The sequence below is a fragment of the Erythrobacter fulvus genome, assembly GCF_028595285.1.
GTDB lineage: Bacteria > Pseudomonadota > Alphaproteobacteria > Sphingomonadales > Sphingomonadaceae > Erythrobacter > Erythrobacter fulvus.
This window is the reverse complement of sequence record NZ_JAQQXQ010000005.1, coordinates 1-21,203: the sequence shown is the minus strand read 5'-3', so window position 1 is coordinate 21,203 and position 21,203 is coordinate 1. Positions and strand designations below refer to the sequence as shown.

At 63.8% G+C, this 21,203-nt stretch carries 20 protein-coding genes; 6 read left to right on the top strand and 14 right to left on the bottom strand.

What is annotated here, in order from left to right:
* Positions 1-103 precede the first annotated feature (103 nt).
* The 8 genes from OIK40_RS07445 to OIK40_RS07415 all read right to left on the bottom strand — a co-directional run bounded on the left by OIK40_RS07445 (position 104) and on the right by OIK40_RS07415 (position 6,742).
* Positions 104-733 (bottom strand): peroxiredoxin, encoded by a 630-nt coding sequence (locus OIK40_RS07445; RefSeq protein WP_273677468.1) that lies wholly within the window; start codon positions 731-733, stop codon positions 104-106.
* Between the two features lie 44 nt (positions 734-777).
* Positions 778-1,314 (bottom strand): ferritin-like domain-containing protein, encoded by a 537-nt coding sequence (locus OIK40_RS07440; RefSeq protein WP_273677466.1) that lies wholly within the window; start codon positions 1,312-1,314, stop codon positions 778-780.
* 192 nt (positions 1,315-1,506) lie between these two features.
* Entirely contained in the window at positions 1,507-3,264 is a 1,758-nt protein-coding gene (locus OIK40_RS07435) for a SulP family inorganic anion transporter (protein WP_273677464.1), read from the bottom strand.
* A gap of 13 nt (positions 3,265-3,277) precedes the next feature.
* A complete protein-coding gene (locus OIK40_RS07430; RefSeq protein ID WP_309557511.1) occupies positions 3,278-4,504 on the bottom strand; it encodes an NAD(P)/FAD-dependent oxidoreductase in 1,227 nt (408 codons plus the stop codon).
* 24 nt (positions 4,505-4,528) lie between these two features.
* On the bottom strand, positions 4,529-4,954 hold the full coding sequence (locus OIK40_RS15040; RefSeq protein WP_309557510.1) for a protein tyrosine phosphatase family protein: 426 nt from the start codon (positions 4,952-4,954) through the stop codon (positions 4,529-4,531).
* Positions 4,951-5,367 (bottom strand): DUF6691 family protein, encoded by a 417-nt coding sequence (locus tag OIK40_RS07425; RefSeq protein WP_273677462.1) that lies wholly within the window; start codon positions 5,365-5,367, stop codon positions 4,951-4,953. The genes OIK40_RS15040 and OIK40_RS07425 overlap by 4 nt, the downstream gene beginning before the upstream one ends.
* Entirely contained in the window at positions 5,364-5,813 is a 450-nt protein-coding gene (locus OIK40_RS07420; protein WP_273677460.1) for a YeeE/YedE family protein, read from the bottom strand. The genes OIK40_RS07425 and OIK40_RS07420 overlap by 4 nt, the downstream gene beginning before the upstream one ends.
* On the bottom strand, positions 5,810-6,742 hold the full coding sequence (locus tag OIK40_RS07415) for an MBL fold metallo-hydrolase (protein ID WP_273677458.1): 933 nt from the start codon (positions 6,740-6,742) through the stop codon (positions 5,810-5,812). Before OIK40_RS07415 ends, OIK40_RS07420 begins: the two co-directional genes overlap by 4 nt.
* A 73-nt stretch (positions 6,743-6,815) precedes the next feature.
* On the opposite strand from OIK40_RS07415, the gene OIK40_RS07410 reads away from it, so the two are divergent.
* The 3 genes from OIK40_RS07410 to OIK40_RS07400 all read left to right on the top strand — a co-directional run bounded on the left by OIK40_RS07410 (position 6,816) and on the right by OIK40_RS07400 (position 11,977).
* Positions 6,816-7,481, top strand: a complete 666-nt coding sequence (locus OIK40_RS07410; RefSeq protein WP_273677456.1) for a peroxiredoxin — start codon at positions 6,816-6,818, stop codon at positions 7,479-7,481.
* Positions 7,478-7,825: an ArsR/SmtB family transcription factor gene (locus OIK40_RS07405; RefSeq protein WP_273677454.1), complete on the top strand. Its 348-nt coding sequence runs from the start codon at positions 7,478-7,480 to the stop codon at positions 7,823-7,825. The genes OIK40_RS07410 and OIK40_RS07405 overlap by 4 nt, the downstream gene beginning before the upstream one ends.
* 258 nt (positions 7,826-8,083) lie before the next feature.
* Positions 8,084-11,977: an autotransporter outer membrane beta-barrel domain-containing protein gene (locus OIK40_RS07400; protein ID WP_273677452.1), complete on the top strand. Its 3,894-nt coding sequence runs from the start codon at positions 8,084-8,086 to the stop codon at positions 11,975-11,977.
* An 81-nt stretch (positions 11,978-12,058) separates the two neighbouring features.
* Here the strand turns inward: OIK40_RS07400 and OIK40_RS07395 are convergent, their stop codons facing one another.
* A complete protein-coding gene (locus tag OIK40_RS07395) occupies positions 12,059-14,047 on the bottom strand; it encodes a S9 family peptidase (RefSeq protein WP_273677451.1) in 1,989 nt (662 codons plus the stop codon).
* Between the two features lie 247 nt (positions 14,048-14,294).
* Here OIK40_RS07395 and OIK40_RS07390 point away from each other — a divergent pair, with 247 nt between their 5' ends.
* Positions 14,295-16,073: a DEAD/DEAH box helicase gene (locus OIK40_RS07390; protein WP_273677449.1), complete on the top strand. Its 1,779-nt coding sequence runs from the start codon at positions 14,295-14,297 to the stop codon at positions 16,071-16,073.
* Between the two features lie 143 nt (positions 16,074-16,216).
* Here OIK40_RS07390 and OIK40_RS07385 read toward each other — a convergent pair whose 3' ends face one another.
* Positions 16,217-17,347: a DUF3500 domain-containing protein gene (locus tag OIK40_RS07385; RefSeq protein WP_273677447.1), complete on the bottom strand. Its 1,131-nt coding sequence runs from the start codon at positions 17,345-17,347 to the stop codon at positions 16,217-16,219.
* 230 nt (positions 17,348-17,577) lie between these two features.
* Between OIK40_RS07385 and OIK40_RS07380 the strand changes: the two genes are divergently transcribed.
* A complete protein-coding gene (locus OIK40_RS07380) occupies positions 17,578-18,156 on the top strand; it encodes a hypothetical protein (RefSeq protein ID WP_273677445.1) in 579 nt (192 codons plus the stop codon).
* Positions 18,157-18,232: 76 nt separating this feature from the next.
* Here OIK40_RS07380 and OIK40_RS07375 read toward each other — a convergent pair whose 3' ends face one another.
* On the bottom strand, positions 18,233-18,994 hold the full coding sequence (locus tag OIK40_RS07375) for an SDR family NAD(P)-dependent oxidoreductase (protein ID WP_273677443.1): 762 nt from the start codon (positions 18,992-18,994) through the stop codon (positions 18,233-18,235).
* A gap of 151 nt (positions 18,995-19,145) precedes the next feature.
* Here OIK40_RS07375 and OIK40_RS07370 point away from each other — a divergent pair, with 151 nt between their 5' ends.
* On the top strand, positions 19,146-19,514 hold the full coding sequence (locus tag OIK40_RS07370) for a cytosine permease (RefSeq protein WP_273677442.1): 369 nt from the start codon (positions 19,146-19,148) through the stop codon (positions 19,512-19,514).
* A gap of 237 nt (positions 19,515-19,751) precedes the next feature.
* Here the strand turns inward: OIK40_RS07370 and OIK40_RS07365 are convergent, their stop codons facing one another.
* Genes OIK40_RS07365 through OIK40_RS07355 form a run of 3 tightly spaced genes read right to left on the bottom strand, consistent with a single transcriptional unit; the run spans position 19,752 to position 21,069 of the window.
* Positions 19,752-20,135, bottom strand: coding sequence for a hypothetical protein (locus OIK40_RS07365; RefSeq protein WP_273677440.1), 384 nt, complete (start codon positions 20,133-20,135; stop codon positions 19,752-19,754).
* The gene (locus tag OIK40_RS07360; RefSeq protein WP_273677439.1) at positions 20,132-20,677 is read right to left on the bottom strand and encodes an RNA polymerase sigma factor; all 546 of its coding nucleotides are present in this window, start codon (positions 20,675-20,677) and stop codon (positions 20,132-20,134) included. The genes OIK40_RS07365 and OIK40_RS07360 overlap by 4 nt, the downstream gene beginning before the upstream one ends.
* Before the next feature lie 44 nt (positions 20,678-20,721).
* The gene (locus tag OIK40_RS07355) at positions 20,722-21,069 is read right to left on the bottom strand and encodes a DUF6249 domain-containing protein (RefSeq protein ID WP_273677870.1); all 348 of its coding nucleotides are present in this window, start codon (positions 21,067-21,069) and stop codon (positions 20,722-20,724) included.
* Positions 21,070-21,203 lie beyond the last annotated feature (134 nt).

Below are 21,203 nucleotides of genomic sequence, written 5' to 3'. Positions count from 1 at the left end.
CGGCGATCAATTGCAATCGCTGCACGGGATATACGGTTTGAAGACGAAAGGGTTGCACCGCCGGACGGGGGGATGTCCGGCGGTGCATAGTCGGTCGGGTTGATCAGTCGACCGCGACCATCCGCAGATAGGGCTTGATGGTGGTGAAGCCTTGCGGGAACATCTCCTTCGCCTTCTCGTCCGGGATCGAAGGCGGGATGATCACCTTATCGCCCGGGCGCCAGTCGGCGGGAGTGGCAATCCGCGCCTTGTCCGACAGCTGGAGGCTGTCGATCACACGCAGGATCTCGTCGAAATTGCGACCCACGCTCATTGGGTAGGTCATGGTCAGGCGGATCTTCTTGGCCGGGTCGATGATGAACACCGAACGCACCGCCGCGGTTTCGCTCTGGTCGGGATGGATCATGTCGTAGAGCTTGGCTATTTCCAGATCGGGATCGGCAACGATCGGGAAGGTCAGCTTCACGCCCTGGGTTTCGTCGACGTCCTTGACCCATTCGAGGTGCTCCTCGACCGTGTCGGTCGAAAGGCCGAGCGGCTTGCAGTTACGCTTTTCGAACTCGGCTGCGAGACGGGCGGTCATGCCCATTTCGGTCGTGCAGACCGGGGTAAAATCGGCCGGATGGCTGAAGAAGAATACCCAGCTGTCACCCGCCCAGTCGTGCAGCGAAATCTCGCCGGTGGTGGTGGCAACGGTGAAGTCGGGGGCAGTATCGCCGATATGCAGAGACATGGCAGTTTCCTTCTTATTTGCTATTTCGTCTTTTCCGAGAGTGATCAGTTGGTGCCTTGACGGCCGCGACTGCCACCGGGTCCGCGCCCCATCGATCCGCCGCGTTCGACGCAGCGTTTGAAGGCGGGCAAATGGCGCTCTCGCGAGGCCCATTGCAGGCGAGTGAGCGTGTCGCGCACCTGAGGATCGCCGATCGTCGGCAGTAGCCGGTCGTAAAGCGCGATGTTCTCCACTTCCGCCGCGACACCCTGCTTGCAGGCCTCAAGCACTGATGCAGGCGCGGCGAGTTTGCCGAGATAGGGATTGGCCGCGTCGTAAGAAAGCCCGAGGCGGTCCATCTCGGCCCGGACGCTGGCCGCATGGCGGCGTTCGGCCTCGATGATGTTGATGAAGGGGCGCACTTCGCCGAATGCCGCGATCACCGCCGCATAGGTGGCCTCGGCCTTGTATTCGTCATCAAGTGCTGCGCGAAGTGCCTCGGCATCGCCGGAAGACTGCGCGGAAATTGCCGCGCCGGGAATTGCCGCGGCCAATGCGAGGGCTCCGGCAAGCAGCGAGGGATTGGTCTTTCGGCCTGTCATAGTGGCCTCCTTTCGTCTCACCAATCACCCTAGGCGCCCCGCCCGAGTCGCGCAATTTCAATTTATCAGTTAATGTAATCGGAATTCCAAAATTCGCCGAATTTGGCCAAAATGACGGTATTTCCGGCCAAAATCGGCCAATTAGTTACATTTTAATATTAATTGAAGCGAAGGGCGCTTTGATCGTGAAGGTCAGATCAGCCCGCGCGCCAGCATCGGATCGGCAGCGTCCGGCTCCTCGCCCGTATCGTTGGCCAACTCGCCGAAGGCCCGGTCCTGCGACAGGAACACGCGGCCCGATAGCTCGTCGAGGAAATGGGCGCGCTTCAGACGGTCCATCACCGGCCCCTTCACTTCCGACAGATGCAGCTTCACACCCCCGTCGGACAGGCGGTGGTTGATCGCTTCCAGGCTTTCGAGACCGGATGCATCGATCGCATTGACCGCGCTGCACATCAGCACGACGTGGCGCAAGGCAGGCCGGTCGGCGACCTGTTCAAGCACATATTCCTCCAGCCAGCGCGCGTTGAGGTAGGTCAGGCTTTCATCGATACGGATCGACAGCAGATGCGGCAGGGTGAGCACCTTGTGGCGTTCGACATTACGGAAATGCTCGGTTCCCGGCACCCGCCCGACGATCGCGGCATGGGGCCGGCTGGCGCGCCACAGATACAGCAGCAGGCCGACGCCGACGCCCGCAATCACGCCCAGCTCCACGCCCGCGAGCAAGGTGACGGCGATGGTCGCGGCATGGGCGGAAAAATCAGCCTTGGAATAGGCCCAAAGCCGCCCCGGGGTCTTCAGATCGACGAGGCTCAGCACAGCGACGATGATCGTCGCCGCCAGCGTTGCGTTGGGCAGATTGAACAGCAGCGGGGTGAGGAACAGGCTGGCAAGCGCGATGCCGACCGCAGTGAAGGCTCCGGCCGCAGGGGTCTGCGCGCCCGCGTCGAAATTGACCACCGAGCGCGCGAAGCCGCCCGTCACCGGATAGCCGCCCGACAGCGCCGAGGCGATATTCGACGCCCCCAGCCCGATCAGTTCCTGATCCGGCACGATCCGCTGGCGGCGCTTGGCGGCCAGCGTCTGCGCAACCGACACACTCTCGACAAAGCCGATGATCGAGATCAGCAGCGCGGGCACCCACAGCGACTGGATCAACCCCATGTCGGTGGAAGGCAGGGCAAAGGGCGGCAGGCCTTGCGGAATCGCGCCGACAATCGACACGCCCTTGTCCTGCAATCCGAAGGCGATCACCGCGAGGATCGACACTGCCACCGCAACCACCGGCCCTGCCTTGGCCGTCATGTCGGCAGCGCGCGCGCCCATGCCCAGGCGTACGAGGAGCGGTTTCAGCCCCTTGCGCACCCAGAAAAGGAATATCGTCGCAGGGATGCCGATGGCGAGCGTCGCGAGGTTCGTCTCGCCGATCTTGCCCGCAAGACCGGCCAGCATTTCAGGCCATGTCTCGCCCGAGACCTTCACGCCGAGGATGTGTTTGAGCTGGCTGGTGGCGATCAACACGCCCGAGGCGGAGATGAAGCCGCTGATCACCGGATGCGAAAGCAGGTTGGCGAGGAACCCCAGCCGCAACAGCCCCAGCACCGCCAGCATCACCCCCGACAGCGCGGCAAGGGTGATCGCGGCTTCGAGATAGGCCGCCGTCCCGGGCGCGGCCACGGCACCCGCCGCGCTCGCCGTCATCAGCGAGACGACCGCCACCGGCCCCACGGCGAGCGTGCGACTGGTGCCGAACAGCGCATAGGCGATCAGCGGCATGATCGAGGCATAAAGACCCACCACCGGCGGCAATCCGGCCAGCATCGCATAGGCAAGGCTTTGCGGGATCAGCATGATGGTGACGATCACCGCCGCCATCAGGTCGCTGGTCAGCACATCGCGGTTGTAACTGCGGCCCCATTCGAGGATGGGCAGATAGCGCTGAAGCATGTCCTTCGGGCCTTTACTGGGCGATCAGCCCGCCAGGGCCGGCAAGCCATTCGCGCCCCTTGAGCATCCCGTTCCAGTAGAGCCACGGCAGCAAATCGGCCTTCAGCATCCATGACAAGCGAGTGGGTTTGGTGCCGTCGATCAGCCAGGTCGGAAAGCTCGGTGCGAGCTTACCGCCATATGCGAATTCCGCGAGCACGATCTTGCCCCGTTCCACGGTGAGCGGGCACGAGCCATAGCCGTCATAGCCTGCCGTCGGCCCCTTCCCGTCAAGCTGCCGCAGCGCGTTGACCGCGACCACAGGCGCCTGCTTGCGCGCCGCAGCGGCGGTCTTGGCGTTGGGCATGGAGCCCGCATCCCCAAGCCCGAAGACATTGGGATAACGCACGTGCTGCAACGTCTGCAGATCGACATCGGTAAAGCCGCTTTCCGCCGCAAGCGGGCTGTCGGCCAGAAATTGCGGCGCGACCTGCGGGGGCACGACGTGCAACATGTCGAAGCTGGTCGAAACCTCGCCATTGGCGGTCTTGAAAACTGCAACCTGCGCCGGGCCGTCGACCGCGACGAGGTTGTTGCCGAGTTCCAGATTGATGCCGTATTTCTCGACATAGCTCATCAGCGCAGGGACATAGTCGGCAACGCCGAAGAGCACCGGTCCGGCGTTGCGGAATTCGACTTCGATATCTTTCAGCACGCCCCAGCGACGCCAGTGGTCGCAGGCCAGATACATCACCTTCTGCGGCGCGCCGGCGCATTTGATCGGCATCGGCGGCTGGGTGAAGATCGCCCGACCCGCGCGGGTCTTCTGCACCAGTTCCCACGAATAGGGCGCCAGATCACCGCGATAGTTGGAGGTAACCCCGTTCTGGCCAAGCGTCGCCTGAAGCCCTTCGATCTTTTCCCATGCCAGACGGATGCCGGGGGCGACGATCAGGACTTCGTAGATGATGGTGCTGCCGTCGGCGAGCGTCACCTGGTTGTCGTCCGGCTGAAAACTCGCCGCGGCCTGTTTGATCCATGTCGTGCCCTTGGGAATCACGCTCTTCATCGGGCGAATGGTGCTGGCAAGGTCGAAAACCCCGCCGCCCACCATTGTCCAGCCGGGCTGATAGGCATGGGTATCGCTCGGCTCGACGATCGCGATGTCGAGCCCCGGGCGGCGTTGCAGCATCGAGGCGGCCGCGGCGATCCCTGCTGCGCCGCCGCCGATAACGACCACTCTGTGTGACTGCGTGCTCATGCCCGATCCCTCCCGTGTCTGGTTCTATTCGGTTGCGGCCATCCGCTCGGCGAGGGCCGAGAGGTCGTATCCGGCGGCCTTGGCATTCGCGATCCGGTCCGCGACGCTAAGCCGCCGCACATTGGCGAGGGCATCGAGCGTCGCCGCGCGGGTGCCGGTGCGGCAATAGGCCAGCACCTTGCCTTGCGTGCCGCGCCGGATAGCACCGAAAGCCTCGACCGCGGCAGGCGGGAACACCCCGCCGGCAACAGGAATGTGGTGGAAGGCAAGCCCCGCTTCCTGCGCGGCGCGGCGCATCTCGTCGAGCGGGGGCTGGCCCGGCTCCTCGCCGTCGGGGCGGTTGCAGATCACGGCGGCAAAGCCCTTGTCCGCCAGCGCCGCCAGTTCATCGGGCTGCATCTGCGGAGAGACTGCCAAAGTCGCGTCGATATTGCGCAGTTCCATCGTCATTTTCCTTCCACCAGCCGCACCAGCAGCATTCCGGCCAGCATCGCCGCCACAAAGATCGCAGCCGAAGCGGGCGCGATTGCCAAAGAGGCAAATCCAGGGCCCGGGCACAATCCGGCAATTCCCCAGCCAATCCCGAACAGCGCCGATCCGCCGACAAGGCGCGGGGTCAGGTCGCTGCGGTCGGGGAGCGAAAATCCTTCGGCAAAGACGGGGCGCTGCATGCGGCGCTGCACCAGCCACGCGATCGCCATCACCAGCACCGCGCCGCCCATCACGAAGGCAAGCGTCGGGTCCCATTCGCCAAACAGGTCGAGAAAGCCGCGCACCCGGGCCGGATCGGTCATCCCGCCAAGCGCCAGCCCCGCGCCGAAGATCGTGCCCGACGCCAGCGGAACAAGCGTGTCGCGGATCATGGCAGCACCTCGATACCCAGAGCATTCATCGCGGCTACAGTGGCAAACCCGGTGATCATGAAGGTCGCCGTGGCAACCAGCGAACGCTGCGACAGGCGGCTCATGCCGCACACCCCGTGCCCGCTGGTGCAACCCGAACCGAGCCGCGTGCCGATCCCGACGATCAGTCCCGCGACGACGAGCGGCAAAGGGCCGGCAAAGGCCGGCGTAGCAGCTCCCGAAAGGCCCATGACGATCAGCGCGCCGAGAGGCAGCCCGATGATGAAGGCGAAGGCCGCGCTGCGCGGCAGCGAGCCCGACGCGATGCCGAAAGCACGCGCGGCGATGCCGGACACGCCGGCAATGCGGCCCGCGCCCAGCAGCATCAGCGCCGCAGCCAAGCCGATCAGCACCCCGCCGCCAAGCCCGGCCAGCGGGGCCGCATCAGGAAAGCCCGGCAAGGTCATACGGCATTCACCGGCAGCTTGAGGTAAACCACGCCGTTATCGTCGGCGGGCGGCATGTGACCGGCGCGCATGTTGACCTGCACCGAAGGCAGGATCAGGCGCGGCATGTCGAGCGTCGCGTCGCGCGCCTCGCGCATGGCCACGAATTCGTCCTCGGTGATGCCGTCATGGGCGTGGATATTGCCCTCGCGCTCGGCCGCGACGGTCGTCTCCCAGACATAGGTGGAGCGACCCTTGGGCAGATAGTCGTGGCACATGAACAGCCGCGTCTCGCCCGGCAGCGACAGGATCCGCCGCAGCGAGCGGAACAAGGTGCGCGCATCACCGCCCGGAAAATCCGCGCGGGCCGTGCCGTAATCGGGCATAAACATGGTATCGCCCACAAACACCGCCTCGCCCACGACATAGGCGATGCAGGCCGGGGTGTGGCCGGGGACATGCATCACGGTCACCGGCAGGGTGCCGATGGTGAAGGTATCGCCGTCCTTGAACAGCGCATCGAACTGCGAACCGTCACGCTCGAACTCGGTGCCGGCGTTGAACAGCTTGCCGAACACGTTCTGCACCGTGGTGATGTGCTCGCCGATGGCGATCTTCCCGCCGACCTTGTCCTGCAGATAGGGCGCGGCCGAAAGATGATCGGCATGCGCATGGGTTTCGAGCAGCCACGTCACTTTCAGATTATGCGAAGTAACGTAATCGATTACCGCATCAGCAGAGGCGGTCGAAGTACGCCCCGAAGCAGGATCGAAGTCGAGCACCGAGTCGATAATCGCCGCTTCCATCGTCGCCGGATCGTGGGCGACATAGGTTACCGTAAAGGTGGCAGGATCGAAAAAGGCAGCAATTTCGGGACGCAGCGCGCCATCAGCCCGCGCGCATTCGACCTGCGCGGTTGCCGCAGCAAGGATCGAATCAACTCCACTCATGGCTCTTCTCCATTTGTTTACATAAATTGTGTATATGTATTGCAATATCCGTGTCAAGTGCTATGCAGGCCCCATGAACGCATCCAGCAACCTGCCCCCGCCCTGCGCCGGCCTCCGTATCGGGGATGCCGCCCCCGATTTCGAGGCACGCAGCACCATAGGTCCGGTCCGCCTGTCGTCCTTTCGCGGACGCTGGCTGGTGCTGTTTTCGCACCCGGCCGATTTCACGCCGGTCTGCACCACCGAATTCGTCGCACTCGCGCGTGAGGCGTCCGCGTTCGAGGCGCGCGACTGCGCGCTCATGGCGCTGTCGGTCGACAGCCTGTTCTCCCACTTCGCCTGGCTGCGCATGATCCGCGACCGCTTCGGCGTGGAAGTGCGCTTTCCCATCGTCGAGGATCCGACGCTGGTGATTGGCCGCGCCTTCGGCATGGTTTCCCCCCAGGACAATGACAGCGCGACGGTGCGCACCACCTTCTTCATCGATCCTGCAGGCGTGATCCGTGCGATGACCTGCTATCCCGCCAATCTCGGCCGATCGGTGCCGGAGATGCTGCGCATCCTCGACGGGCTGCAGGCGATCGATGAAAGGCACGCGCTGGCACCTGCCAACTGGCAGCCGGGCGAGCCCATGCTCAATCCCCCGACCCAGAATCTTGATGAAGTCTACGGCACCGACGACATCACCGGCTGGTTCCTGCGCGACGCCCCCGAGGGCGGGAAAGGCAAGCGCCGGTGACTGAGGACGAGCTGATCGAGGCGCTCAAGGCGCTGGCCCATCCGCTGCGCTTCCGGATCCTGTCGGCACTGACCGAAGGCGAGCGCAATGTCGGCGAAATCGAGCAGGTGACCGGCATTGGCCAACCGGGCCTGTCCCAGCAACTGGGCGTGCTGCGCAAGGCCGGACTTGTCGATACCCGCAAGGAAGCCAAGCTGGTGTTCTACGCAATCGCCGCCGCACAGATCGGTGCCGTCACGGCATCCATCGCCGCGCTTGGTTCGGGCATCGCGGTGGCGGCAGAGGCCCCCTCCCCCTCGCGCACGCCCGCACCCGGCGTCGCCAATTTTGCCCGCATGTCCTGAACCACTGCGGACGAATGTGCGCGCCTAACGACAGAAAAACTTGCCGTTAAAGTCGTTTAACCAGCCTCAGAGTGAGGCAAGTCAATGTAAATCGTAGTGAACGCCAATTTACATTATAATCATTCACAATACTCACGTCGCATTGCCTTCGCTTTTGTCAGAACCATCGCGACTCGCAACTCCGGACATTTCCCAATGGTGACCAACTTGGCCAACTGCGCATGACAGTTGCGGGATCATTTATTGGGAGCGAAAATCATGGGGTTTCAATCCAAGCGTAGCGCACTGGTCGTCGGCACGTCGATTATGGCCATCAGCCTGACGATGCCGGCAATGGCGCAGATGACAACAACGACAGTTCCGGGCGTCAGCCTGCCGGCCGTTGCCACCATTCCAGGCGAAGATCCGCTTGAAACAGGCGTCACCAGCACCGGAACGCCAGCCGCCACCGCCACAGTCGACAGCGTAGCAAACGGCACGATCGAACAGCGCGTGGTGGGCGAGGAAGGCGGCGCGAGCGAGGATGCCGCTTCGCTGACCAATGACGGCAGCACCACCATCCGCGCCAGCGCGACCGCCACAAATACCGAAGCGCAGGCCATCGCCAATGCATCGATCACCGATGCCGTGTTTCAGAATATCGCCGGCCCCTACACCGCCGTTTCCGGCACCTTCGTCAACACCGGCACGCTGACCGTCGCATCCTTCGCCAGCGCTACCGGCGCGACCGGGCCGGGGATGGGCGATGCCTTCGGAGCGCGCGCGCATTCCTCCGCGATCGGCGGCGTGCACCAGGAAGCCGTGATTGAAGGCAGCAAGAGCGGCACCACCACCGTCACGCACACCAACAGCGGCACCTTCAACTTCTCGTCAACGGCGATCGCATCGGCGGTGGATTCGGCCAGCGCCTCGTCCGAGCTTGAAGAAGCCGTGTTCATGCGTGCGCAGGGCAATGGCAGCGGCTCGGTGACGGGCACCACCACACTGACGAATAGCGGCGCGATCATCGCCGCTTCGACTGCCAGCGCGACATCGACCGGGCTTGACGCCGAGGCTACCGCAGGCGCGGGCGGCGGCGAACACGGCCTGTTCCACATCCGCACCGCCGTCAACGGCACGGGCGTCGACGTCGGTAACTCCACTCTCGCCAATCTCGCCGGGGGCAGCATCACCGTCAGTTCGACCGCGACCGCAACGGCGCTCGGCAATGCAAGTGCCACGGCGCTCGGCGGCGATGGTTTCTCTTCAGCCGAGGATAGCAAGGGCACAGTGATTCTGGTGCAGGCGCAGGCCAGCGGTGCGGATGAAGGCACCGCCAATTCGACCATCACCAACGCCGGAACGATCACCGCGACCTTTACCTCCCAAGCGACTTCGACCGGCGAGGATGGAACGGCCGATGCTGTCACGATCTCGAACGGCACGATCCGCCAGATCGTCGAGGCGGGCGGGCCGGAAACCTTCGTCGGCCGGGTCGGCACCGCGACCCTGACCAATGCCGCGGGCGGTACGATCGCCATTTCGGCTGCGGCCAACAGTTCGGCCGCTGCGGACAGCAATGCCAGCGCAGAACTGGGTGCCGCAGTGCTCCAGAACGGCGAAATCATCGGCGTTTCCAACCTCGCCTTCAGCAATGCCGGGACCTTCTCGGCAGGTTCGAGCGCGACGGCGGATTCGAGCGCTGCCCTGGCGAATGCGGCGGCGCTCGCCCGCGGTGTGCGGCAGGCCGGCATTTCGGTCGGCGGGTTCAACGCCGCATTCTCGAACGCAGGCAATTTCACAGTCAGCGCTGCCGCCAATGCCGATGGTGACAGCGGCGCCACCGGCAGCGCCGAGGCCGTCGGCTATCAGGTGATCAGCGAGCCGATGGCGCTTGCCGTCACCAACAGCGGCACGTTTACGGTCAACGCCAATGCCACCAGCAACGGCGGTGCCGAGGCTTCGGCTACCGGCATGGAGTTCTTCGCCACGATCGACCCGACCACGCTTCCGCCCGAAGAAGGCGGCGGCGGTGGTGAACACGGCGGCGGCGGCGGCGGTGGCGGTGGCGAGGAAGAGGTCGAAGACCCGTGGGATGGCTGGACCAACAGCATATCCGGGTCGGTGACCAATTCCGGCACCATCGCCGTCAACGCCACCGCTACAGGGGGAACGCCGGTCCAAGGCCCGCTCGCTTTTGCCGACGCACTGGGCGTGCATTTCGCTTCCGCAGTCAACACCGCGACCTTCACCAATTCCGGCACCATCCGCGCGACCTCCATCACCAATGGCGGTCTGTCCGAGGCCGTCGGCATTCTGGTGAGCGATTTCTCGACTTCGCCCGTACTGCCGGGCGAGACTGACCGGATGACGATCGTCAACGCCGGAGGCACAATCATCGCCCGCGTCAGCAGCGATGGCGGTGCCACCTTCCAGCACGGAACCGCGATCGACACCGGTTTCGCACCCAATCCGGTGGACATCAGTTTCACCGGCGACAGCAATGTTTACGGCAATATCGTGCTGGGCGGCTCCGATACCGTCACCATCGCCAACGGGACGACCACTTTCGACGGAATCATCAATCCGGTCGGCCCGGTGATGGACGGGATTGCCCTGCTGTCGGCAGGTCCGGTGGGTCCGCTGGTGGGCAGTCTGACCGTCGCCAACGGCGCGACGCTGTATCTGGTCGATCAGCCGAACGACAACCCGTCCTATGACGGCCCGGCTGCGGTCAATGTCGACAGCTTTACCATCGCGGGCGGCGGGACGCTGCAATTGCAGCTGCCCAGCAGCACGATGGAAGCCGATGCGGAGGCGGCCTATCCCTATGTCAACGCCAACACGGCGAGCATCACGGGGGCCAACCTGCGACTGGTGATGAACACGCCCAACGGCCTTTACGATGATCTCTACGTGTTCAACGATATCATCGATGCCGGTACGCTGACGGGGCAGTTCGCTTCAGTGGTAACCGACACGGGATCGGTCCTCCTGACGCCGACGGCGAGCTATGACACCGAAAGCAATGTCGATCTGCGGATCGCACGCGTGGCGTTCGATGGTGTTGCGGGGCTGACAGCCAACGAAGCTGCCGCAGCCGACGCGATCGAGGCCGCCTATGATCCGATGCAGGGCGGCGACTACGGCACGCTGCTCGCCAACCTGTTCCTGATCGATGATGCCGGCACCTATGGCGAGGCGATGAACCAGCTGAGCGGCGGGCAATATGCCGGCCACATGCAGGCGCTGCGCAACAATGCCCTGCAGGTCAGCACGATGGTGGCAGACCAGACCGATTGCGCCCTCAACAAGGGCGGGATCGAGCCGTGCCGCGATCAGGATGGCGGCCTGCGTCTGTGGGCGGCGGGTGGCATCCACGATGCCCGTGTCCGCACCGACGGTAATGGCATCGGGATGCGCAGCGACGGTGCCCATGCGCTGCTGGGAGTGGATTACACCACCAGCAACTTCACCATCGGTGCCTTCGGGGGCTATCGTCAGGTCGACTCCGATGCCGATCTCTACGGCGGGCAAGTGAACAGCGACGGCTTCCAGATCGGCTTGCTGGCCGGTTACGACAGCGGCGATTTCTACCTGCGCGCCAATGGCAGCTATTCGAAGCTGAACGGCGACAGCACCCGCACGGTCGGCGTTCTGTCCACCGCAGGCACGATTTCCGGTGAACCGGATTTCCGTGTCACCTCGCTCTATGCCGAGGCAGGCGGTCGCTTTGCCCTTGGGCAGACGTGGGTGACCCCGTTCGTCGGGCTCGAATATACCGATGTGAAGATGCAAGGCTTCACCGAAACAGGTGTCGGCGGAGCAAACCTCGCCTTTGCGAAACAGAGCCAGGACGAAACCTCGTTCCTCGCCGGAATCAAATGGGCGGGCAAGCTGGGGATCGTCGTGCCGGAGGCAAAGGTCGCCTATCGCCACGATGGCGACGGTGTGTTCGGCACCATGCAACGTTTCGCCGATGCACCGGGCAACGCGCTGTTCCTCACCACCTCGCCGCAGACCGACAAGGATTCGGTGATGGCAGGTGTCAGCCTTTCCGCGCTGTTCAACGACAGGGTGACGGGCCGGATCGGCTATCAGGGCCGCTTCGCCTCGGGGCTGAGGGACAATGCCGTGTTCGGCAGCCTGGTGATTACCTTCGGCGGAAAATAACGGGCTGCCCCGCCCCGGCCTGCCCATGACGGGCCGGGCACAGGAGAAGGCTCCGGAGCATCGCTCCGGAGCCTTCTTTGCCTAAGGCTTGGTCAGGCCCAACTGCTGCTCGATGAATTCGGCCTGCTGGCGGTAATAGAACAGCTGGTTGGCCAGCTTGCGCCAGCCGTGGCCTTCGTCGGGAATGCGGATGAAGGGCGCAGGCACACCGTTCGCGCGCAGCGTCTTCACCATCGTCTCGGTTTCCGAAATGTCGATCCGCGGGTCCATCACCCCATGCGAATAGAGCACCGGCACAGTGATGCGATCAGCTTTCCGGATTGGCGAGTTGACCTTGTAGAACGCGCGCCACTTTTCCTCGGAGATGTCGCCATATTCGATCTTGTCCGCCGCCTTGAGCGCGGGCGAGGCGATTTCCAGCGCGGTGACCCAGTCGGCCACGCCGAACAGCGCGACCCCGGCAGCGAATTCGCCCGGATATTCGGCCAGCACCGCATTCACGGCATAACCGCCATAGGAACCGCCCATCACCGCCGCACGGCTGCCGTCGATCAGCCCGTCGGCGGCAAGCGCCATCTTCAGATCGACCAGATCGCTGATCGAATCGAGCCGGTTCTCCCGGTCGTCGAGCGTCGAATAGGTGCGCCCCAGCCCGGTGGAGCCGCGCACATTGGGCTGGAACACCGCCAGCCCGCGCGCAACGTGATATTGCGCCACCGGTTCGAAGGTCGCGACGCTCTGGCCGGAAGGGCCGCCATGCACGTCGAACAGTACCGGCGGCGCATCGGCGCCGGTGCCTGCCCCGTCTGGCAGATAAAGCAGCCCCTGCAATTCCACCCCGTCGCGCGCCTTGTAGCGCACCACCTTTGGCCGGACGAGCCGCGCGGGATCAAGCCCGGCGAGATTGGCGGCGAACACCTTCTCTGCCGTGCCCGCGACGGGGTTGGTCATCCAGATCTCGCCCGGCGTCTGCCAGCCGCTGACGCGGACCATCAGCTGCCCGTCGCCTTCGCAATCGAGCTGGTACTTGCCTTCGGGCAGGTCAGGCATGGTGATCGGATATTTCTCGGTGGTGTGCCAGCCGCGCAGCTCGTCAAAACCATCGCGGTTCTGCGTGAAGTAGAGATACGAACCCGCCGGTCCGGTGCCGCACAGCTCAAGGTTTTCGACATCGGCGTCGGGCTCGAATATCGTCGAGAAGGATCCGCTGGCGACATCGTAATAGGACAGCGCGCCGAATTCCCGGCCGACATTGGTCGAGAAATAGAACCCTTGCGAATTGGGCCACCATTCGAACCCGCCAAGGGTGTGGCTGGCGCGCTGTTCGACCGGCGGTTTGGAGATCGTCTTCATCGCCTTCGTCGCAAGGTCGAGCAGGTAGAGATTATCGGCATCCTCGCCCACGGTCTCGGTCACCAGCGCGTATTTGCCGTCGGGCGATATCGATTGCGGCACCAGACCAAGTTCGGACTGGACGATCAGCTCGCTCTTGCCGTCCATCGTGCCGCGATAGATATCGAACACCCCTGCCCCGCGCGCCGTCGAAGCATAGACGTAGCTGCCGTCGGCGGCGAAATCGCCGAATACGCGAAAATCGCCGCGCGCTGCGGGCAGCACCTCGGTTTCTGCGCTGCCGTCGGGGGTGATCGCGAAATAGCCGGGCTGTTCATTGCCGTCGCGGTCGGCGGAATAGAACAGGCTTTTGCCGCCGGGCGTCCAGCGCGGCGCGAACACGCCGGTCTTGAAGGTCACCTGCTCCGGCTGACCGCCGGCCGCGGGCATCACCCACAGCTCGCTTTCACCGGTAATGTCCCAGGCAAAAGCAATGGTCTTGCCGTCGGGCGAAAGGTTCGCCGCGCCCGCGCCGCTGGCGAGAAGGTAGCGCGCGATATCAGCCGGATAATCCCCCGCGCGCCCGATGGTGACAGGGCCCCCGTCCGGCTCGATCGCTTCAATCGAAAGATCGGCGCCCTTGGCACCGCCGAAGCTTTCCGCAGCATCCTGTGCAAACGAAACACCGGGCAAGGCCAGCACGACGGCAGCACTGGCAAGCAGAACGGAACGGATCACGGGCACCTCACTGGCTGGAACATACTCCCGCGCAACCTAGCGCCGCCGGGCGCATAGGCAATGCGCTGCATGCCGGGCTTGCAGGGATCGATCCGAACGGATCGCCCTTTTTCGCAAGCCAGAATCGATTTCCTGCTCTATGGGGCCCACGGACACGCCGCCGTGGCTTGTGTCATTGCTCATCACCACGAGAGCGTTTTGCCGTTCAGAGCGAACTGGCGTTCTTCTCCTATCCTAGGCCTTTGCCATGAAATTTTCCTCTCTCCCCGCCAGCCTCGAGGCTGCCCTTGCCGAGCGCGGCTACGCCGCGCCGACCCCGGTGCAGGCCGAAGTCATGCAGCCCGACGCAATCGGCCGCGACCTGATTGTTTCCGCCCAGACAGGTTCGGGAAAGACCATCGCCTTCGGGCTTGCCATGGCCCGGGAAATCCTGGGTGACGATGAAAAGATCGGCTTCACCGAAAGCCCGCTCGCGCTGATCATTGCGCCCACGCGCGAGCTGGCCTTGCAGGTCAGCCGCGAACTGGAATGGCTCTATGCCAAGGCCGGGGCGCGGATTGCCACCTGTGTCGGCGGCATGAACCCGCAGCAGGAACGCAAGGTCCTGCGTTCCGGCGCGACCATCGTGGTCGGCACGCCGGGCCGGCTGCGCGACCATCTGGAACGCGGCGCGCTCGACCTGTCCGGCCTGCGGGTCGCGGTGCTGGATGAAGCGGACGAAATGCTCGACATGGGCTTTCGCGAGGAGCTCGAAGAAATTCTCGACGCGACGCCGGAAGGCCGCCGCACATTGCTGTTTTCCGCCACCATGCCCCGCCCGATCGAGGCTCTCGCCCAACGTTACCAGCGCGACGCGCTGCGCATTGCGACGATCTCCGAAGGACGCGGGCATGGGGACATCGACTATCAGGCGGTGACGGTATCACCGCCCGAAGTCGAGAACGCGGTGGTCAATCTGTTGCGCTATCACGAAGCGGAAACCGCGATCCTGTTCTGCGCCACGCGCGAAAAGGTGCGCCATCTGCATGCCACCTTGCAGGAGCGCGGTTTCGGCGTGGTCGCGCTGTCGGGCGAGCATTCGCAGTCCGAACGCAACCAGGCGCTGCAGGCGCTGCGCGACCGGCGCGCGCGGGTCTGCGTCGCCACGGACGTGGCTGCCCGCGGGATCGATCTACCGACGCTGAGCCTCGTCATCCATGTCGAAATCCCGCGCGATGCCGAAACGCTGCAGCACCGTTCCGGCCGGACCGGCCGCGCGGGCAAGAAAGGCACCGCTGTGCTCATCGTGCCGTTCTCGCGGCGCAAGCGAGTGGAATCGATGCTGCGCCATGCAAAGATCCCCGCAAACTGGACTGACGCGCCCGATCGCGCGGCGATCAAGGAACGCGACCGTGCGCGCCTGCTCGAAAAGCTCCTGCAACCGGTCGAAGCTGACGCAGGCGATGCAGAACTGGCCGAACAGCTGCTGGCGCAGCGCACTCCGGCACAAATTGCCGCCATGCTGGTTCAGGCGCACCGCGCAAGCCTGCCCGAACCGGAAGACCTGATCGCCAACACGCCCGACGCCCGGCGCGATGCGCAGAACGAACGCCACCGCCCCGGCTTCGAGGACACCGTGTGGTTCCGCATGGCGCTTGGCCGGCGACAGAATGCCGACCCGCGCTGGGTTCTCCCGCTGATTTGCCGCCGCGGCCATGTCACGCGCAATGAAATCGGCGCGATCCGTATCGGTCCGGACGAAACCTATTTCCAGATCCCGCGCCAGATCGCCAACAGGTTTGCCGCCGCCGCCGATCGATCGGCCCGCGACGGCAGCGACGACGAACCCGTTGCCATCGAAGTATCCGAAAGCGGCCCGCGCGAGGCGGCGAGGGACAACCGCCGGCAACATCGCGGGCGCGACAATGCCGATACGCCGCGGGTAAAAGCGAAGCCTGCGTTCAAGACATTCGACAAGGCCAAGGGCAACAAGAACGGCAAACCGGGCAAACCGTTCAAGGGCGCGCACAAGCATAAGCGGCCCTAGCTGCCTGCCCGAAGACGAGCGGCAGCGCGGCTTCGACCAACTGGAAACGGCATGCCCCCGATCTCGCTGACGGGGGCCGTCCTACCTCTTGGAAACCCTCTGCCCGGCGCGTTGCGAATACCCTGCCGCGCAGAGCCGGTTAGCTATTCCTGATGCGCTTCGTCATAGTGGCGCTGAAGCCAATCGGCGCCATAATCATTCGAGGGATCACGAATGATCGAGTGGACGTGATTAAATTCGCCATCGCCGGAGCCTTCGCGAACGTAATCTATGAGCACCGAGGGGCCCTGGACCCTGAACATGTAGCGGCCTTTCGGCTCGTCAATCGGCCCCCACCAGGCAAATCTCAAACTCTCCGGGCCGTCTGCCTCGATCGCTGCACGCTGCCTTGCAGCCGCCTCGTCCGACGCATCTGCCAGATATTCGTCGAGAAGCGCATCCAACAAGCGGCGCTGCACCGGAACAAGGTCGGAAGCCTTGATACCAAGAGCGGTCTTGTGGCTTTCCTGATTACCGGGCCCGGCAAAAATGCTGCCATCAACTTCTGCCGAAACCACGGCTTGCTGAAGCTGGTCTTCGCTGAGCGATCCGAGCAGGGCCAACGCCTTGTCCGCTTCGTGCTGGAGCAATTGCCAGCCCGCGTACCGTCCTTCCTGGACGACCTGCGGGCTGGCTCCGAGAAACATCGGCGTAAATGCGACCTTGCCGCCGGAAACGGTGAAGTTGGCGGCAAAATGATGCCCCGTGACCAGCCAGCCCCAATCCGCGCCTTCAGGACTCCCGAATATTGTAACGAAGAACTTTTCGGTGTCGTAATTGTCAGCGAAGGCAAGCGCTTGGTTCTTGCGCGGATTGCTGTCCGGCATGGCGGCCACCATCGCGTCGAACATATCGCGCAGCACATCTTCGTGCCACATTATCGTCGCCGACTTGAGATAGCCTTGGCTGGAAAGTGCTGAAGACATCATGGCATGCAATGCGCGGCGCTGCCTCGAAGACATGTCGGCAACGGCCAGGCCCGATCTGGGCGCCATACTGACTGGCAGATTCGACCAACGCGTCCTGGCAGCATTATCGTCGAGGGCACTCATCACCGTTTCGCGCTGCTGATCGGTCAGAGTATCGAGGAAGGCCGAGGTAGCCTCCTGCATGCTTTCGACCCGCAATGCTTCCAGCGCGTGATCGACGGAATCGTGCGCCCTTGCTTGCGTCACCGGAACCACCGCCGCGATGACGGCAAATGCATAGACCACGGACTGCGTGAAAGCGTTCACTTTAGATCTCCCCCCAGCAACCCCGGCGAGGAAGGTATGACAGGTGGGCGCCAACGACAATTTCTTAATTGATTCTGGTCGCGAAGGCGGAGCCCGATAGCTCGACAATCCCGAGCGCTTTGCCCAATGTCGATCCCATGATGCTCCTGCCTCAAGCCCAGCCCCCGACTTCGCCCGCACTGGCCTGGTCTTCGTGTGTGCTTGCCGGGATCGTGGCGCCAGTCGGGGCCATGCTGCTGCTGGCTCATGCGCCGCCGTTTCCGGCTGCCGCACCGATTCTGGCAGTTGGCCTGATGGGGAGCGGCATGATCGGAGCCGCCGCTGACGGCCGCTTCCTGATCGGTATCCTGCTGGCCCTTGTTGTAGGTGCGGGCCTTCTGCTTCTTGCGAAGGGGCTGGGTTTGCCGCCCTTGCAGGATCCGCTCTTGATCGGGCTGGCCGTCGCAGCCGCCTGCATCAGTTTCGCCGCAAGGGGCGCTCTATTCGCTCGAAGCGCCGCGGGCAAAGGCTGGTTGATTGCCGTGCTCGTCGTCGCGGGTGAAGCCGGCATTCTGGCAACCGCCTCTGCGCGACCGGACGCGCTGCCGGAATGGTTGTTGGCCCTGCTGCCGGCGCAATGGGCCAGCATGGCGATCCAGTCGGCGCTGACGGACACCGGCACCCACGCGGCAAACTGGGCCCTTCTCGCGCTTGCCGGAACTGCGGCGGCGACCCTTCTGGTCGCCCGGCTATGGCCGCGCCGCTGGCCCTATCTGGTGATGTTCACCGCGTGGCTCGGCCTGTCGGCACTCGTCTATCTCGGGCCGTGACCCTGTCAGCCGAGGAAACCCATCAAAGGCTACACGCTATCCCTCGTCGAACCACCGGCAAGAACCGCCCCCCGGCCTAGCGAATGCCTTTACCTTGCCCGCCATCAACGCTGAGCGCCGCGCCGGTTACCCACCCGGCCCGCGCGGAAACGAGCCATACGGCCGCATCTGCGATTTCTTCGGGTCTGCCCAAACGACCGAAAGGAATGCTCGAACGCACCATTTCGTAGATCGGCGGATTTTCGGAGCGCATGACTTCCCATCCTCCCCCCGGGAATTCAACCGATCCGGGCAGCAAGGCATTCGCCCGGATGCCGTTCGCTCCTTCCACGATGGCAAGCTTCTTAGCGTAGGCGTTAAGCGCGGCCTTGGCCGACGTATATCCGAAGTCGTTCATCGGGGATGCCTCCACCCCCGATACCGACGATATGAGGAGGATGGAGCCGCTCCCCTGTTCCCGCATGCTCGGTAACACGGCTTCGACCAGCCGAACCGCTCCCATCAGATCGACCGAAAGGCTCCTGTCCCAATCCTGACGCTCGCCGCCGACAGAAAGGGCCGACGCGTTGCTGATCAGAATATCGATCCGGCCGAAGTGCTCCAGCGCGGCGTCTACCAGCCTGCCGACGGAAGCATCATCGGCCACGTCGCACGCGACCGCGAGCACCTCGCCTCCTGCTGCCTCGATTTGAGCCGCCGCCTTTTCGAGCGCATCCCGCCCGCGTGCTGCGATGCAAAGTCTTGCGCCTTCGGCGGCCAAACCCTTGGCAATGGCAAGGCCGATGCCGCGGCTCGCCCCGGTCACAAGCGCGACCTTGCCGTTGAGATCAAGATTCATGATGTTCCCCCTTGTACCCACATACACCGACAGTGAAGCGACGCGGGGAAACAGTCCAGCGCCTTAAGCCGGCGCTACGCCAGGAAAACTGGTAAGCGCAAGCGGGCACAAGGTCGATCCATAGCCGATCCGCCGTCTGGGGTTTGCAGGGATGACCAGCATTCTGTGCGTGATTGCCTCGTGGATCATCTGGTTCGCCACAGATGCCTTACATGCGAAATTCTATTCGATCACTGCGTCATTCGGAGCGGTCTTCGCTGCCTGCATCGGAGTCCTTTTGGCAGATCGGCTGGTGCTGCGCCGTTCCAAGGCAAATCCGGCAGCCCTTCACGATACCTCGGGGGGCTATGCCTTCTGGTCTGGCATCAATCCGGCCGCACTGATCGCGCTTGTCGCCGAGTTTGCGACCTATATCGCATTGCTCGAACCCGTCAGCCAGACGTCTGCCGCGCTGTTTCGCTACACTTCGGCGAGCCTGCCGGCCATCGCGGCGGGATTTTTCGTCCATCTGCTGTGTTAGCGGCTCCTGACGATCCCCTTCGGGCCGCGGCGAATATCCGGTTCCCGCGAGTGCAAGGACCGTTCGCGGGGACGCGGAACCCGCCGAATGAGAGGTGCACCATGATGGGCCCGCTCCAATGGCGCTGCAGCGGCTTCCTGCCCCTTGCGATCGCGGTGTGCGTCGGGTTGCTGTTCGCAGATGCTGGCTATTGCTTTCACCCGGTTGCAGGCGGGCCTTGCGCATCGCAGTGCTTGCCTATCTGGCCAACGCCGACCGGGTCGCCACAATAAGCAGCGCGACGATGACAAGGACGGTCGCGTAAACGCCATCGGGCCCCGCGATCAAGGACAGGTCCTGTCTTGCAGCATTGAGGAACCCTTCCTTCGCGCCTTCAAGGCCGCGCAGGGCCCGAGGCAGAAGCAGAAGCGCGATGGTCGCGGAAGCAAGACAGGCGGCAACCATGGCGACATCCTGCAAGGCAGCCTTTCGTTTCCTGCGCCGTTCGATCGTCAAGATCAGCCGCTCGACGAAATCGTCCTGCGCCAGATCGGCAAGCCGATCATCGCTCGCGGCAAATTCGGACAAAAGCAGCCGATCCAGTTCCGCCTCGCTGTCGGGGCGTGGTGGTTCCGGCATCATGACTGCACCTCCCGGCCTTCGCCCCACTTGGCAAGTGCCTGTGTTAGCATATCCCGCGCGCGCCGCGCGCATGTCTTGACGGAACCCAGTGGTATGCCGGTCATATCGCTGACCTCGGAATGGGAAAATCCGGCCCCGAATACCAGTGACGCGACAAGGCGCTCCCGATCCGGCAGCTGCGCCAGCGCCTGTTCGACGTCCATTCTTGCAAGCCCCGTCTCCCGATCATCGCCTTGTTGCTCCTGATCCGCGAACCACGACGTGTCGCGCATCCGAGACCGGCGGCCGCTTTTCTGCACGTCCGCCATCGTGCGCAGGGCGATCTTGAACAGCCACGGCTTGAAGGCCTCGAATTGACGGATTTGGTCAATTCGCGACCATCCGCGCAGGAACGCGTCCTGCGCGATGTCGTCGGCATCCGCGGCATTGCCGCAAAGCCTGCGCAACAGTTGTCGCAAGGCCGTCTGATGGCGCCGGACCAGTTCGCCATATGCCGGGAGACTGCCGTCCCGGGCTGCCCGGAGCAGCGGTCCTTCGGGCAAATTCCGGATTCCGCTCCGCTCTTCAGACGACGACCGCTTGCCATTCATTCCTCGTGATCAGGCAAGCCGCGCTTGGCAGCCGACAAGCGCACGGCAAGCAGCCGTCCAAGGCCCTGACCGATCACCACCATGCTGACCGCGGCGATGGGAATCACGGAATCTCTCCCGAAACCGCCGGAATAGAGGACCAGACTTGCACCCAGAACCCCGACGCCCAAACCGACGTTGGAGTATGCCCGGCGCAAGTCGCTTTCCCGGCTTGGAAGGCCGCTCGTCAGCAGGGAAAGACTGTCCTTGTCGAGCGGTTGTTCGAGATTGAGAGCCTGCCTTATGGTCTCCTGCTGTTGCTGCCGCTCGCGGAACAACAGGATGAAATATGTGCAGAAACAGATCGTGATGCATACAAATGACCGGCCCCCACTGAGTGGTCCGTATTGATTGTTAGTTCAAGATTGTCTCCGGCGCCATGGCTGTCCGGAGGTGGAGCGTAGCGGAACCGGAGGGCAGCCATGGCGGCGTCGCCGTT

What these genes read in the sequence shown, in the direction of transcription:
- OIK40_RS07445 (WP_273677468.1), bottom strand. Translation starts at nt 733, where the DNA reads ATGTCTCTGCATATCGGCGATACTGCCCCCGACTTCACCGTTGCCACC.
- OIK40_RS07440 (WP_273677466.1), bottom strand. Translation starts at nt 1,314, where the DNA reads ATGACAGGCCGAAAGACCAATCCCTCGCTGCTTGCCGGAGCCCTCGCA.
- OIK40_RS07435 (WP_273677464.1), bottom strand. Translation starts at nt 3,264, where the DNA reads ATGCTTCAGCGCTATCTGCCCATCCTCGAATGGGGCCGCAGTTACAAC.
- OIK40_RS07430 (WP_309557511.1), bottom strand. Translation starts at nt 4,504, where the DNA reads ATGAGCACGCAGTCACACAGAGTGGTCGTTATCGGCGGCGGCGCAGCA.
- OIK40_RS15040 (WP_309557510.1), bottom strand. Translation starts at nt 4,954, where the DNA reads ATGACGATGGAACTGCGCAATATCGACGCGACTTTGGCAGTCTCTCCG.
- OIK40_RS07425 (WP_273677462.1), bottom strand. Translation starts at nt 5,367, where the DNA reads ATGATCCGCGACACGCTTGTTCCGCTGGCGTCGGGCACGATCTTCGGC.
- OIK40_RS07420 (WP_273677460.1), bottom strand. Translation starts at nt 5,813, where the DNA reads ATGACCTTGCCGGGCTTTCCTGATGCGGCCCCGCTGGCCGGGCTTGGC.
- OIK40_RS07415 (WP_273677458.1), bottom strand. Translation starts at nt 6,742, where the DNA reads ATGAGTGGAGTTGATTCGATCCTTGCTGCGGCAACCGCGCAGGTCGAA.
- OIK40_RS07410 (WP_273677456.1), top strand. Translation starts at nt 6,816, where the DNA reads ATGAACGCATCCAGCAACCTGCCCCCGCCCTGCGCCGGCCTCCGTATC.
- OIK40_RS07400 (WP_273677452.1), top strand. Translation starts at nt 8,084, where the DNA reads ATGGGGTTTCAATCCAAGCGTAGCGCACTGGTCGTCGGCACGTCGATT.
- OIK40_RS07390 (WP_273677449.1), top strand. Translation starts at nt 14,295, where the DNA reads ATGAAATTTTCCTCTCTCCCCGCCAGCCTCGAGGCTGCCCTTGCCGAG.
- OIK40_RS07380 (WP_273677445.1), top strand. Translation starts at nt 17,578, where the DNA reads ATGCTGCTGCTGGCTCATGCGCCGCCGTTTCCGGCTGCCGCACCGATT.
- OIK40_RS07375 (WP_273677443.1), bottom strand. Translation starts at nt 18,994, where the DNA reads ATGAATCTTGATCTCAACGGCAAGGTCGCGCTTGTGACCGGGGCGAGC.
- OIK40_RS07370 (WP_273677442.1), top strand. Translation starts at nt 19,146, where the DNA reads ATGACCAGCATTCTGTGCGTGATTGCCTCGTGGATCATCTGGTTCGCC.
- OIK40_RS07365 (WP_273677440.1), bottom strand. Translation starts at nt 20,135, where the DNA reads ATGATGCCGGAACCACCACGCCCCGACAGCGAGGCGGAACTGGATCGG.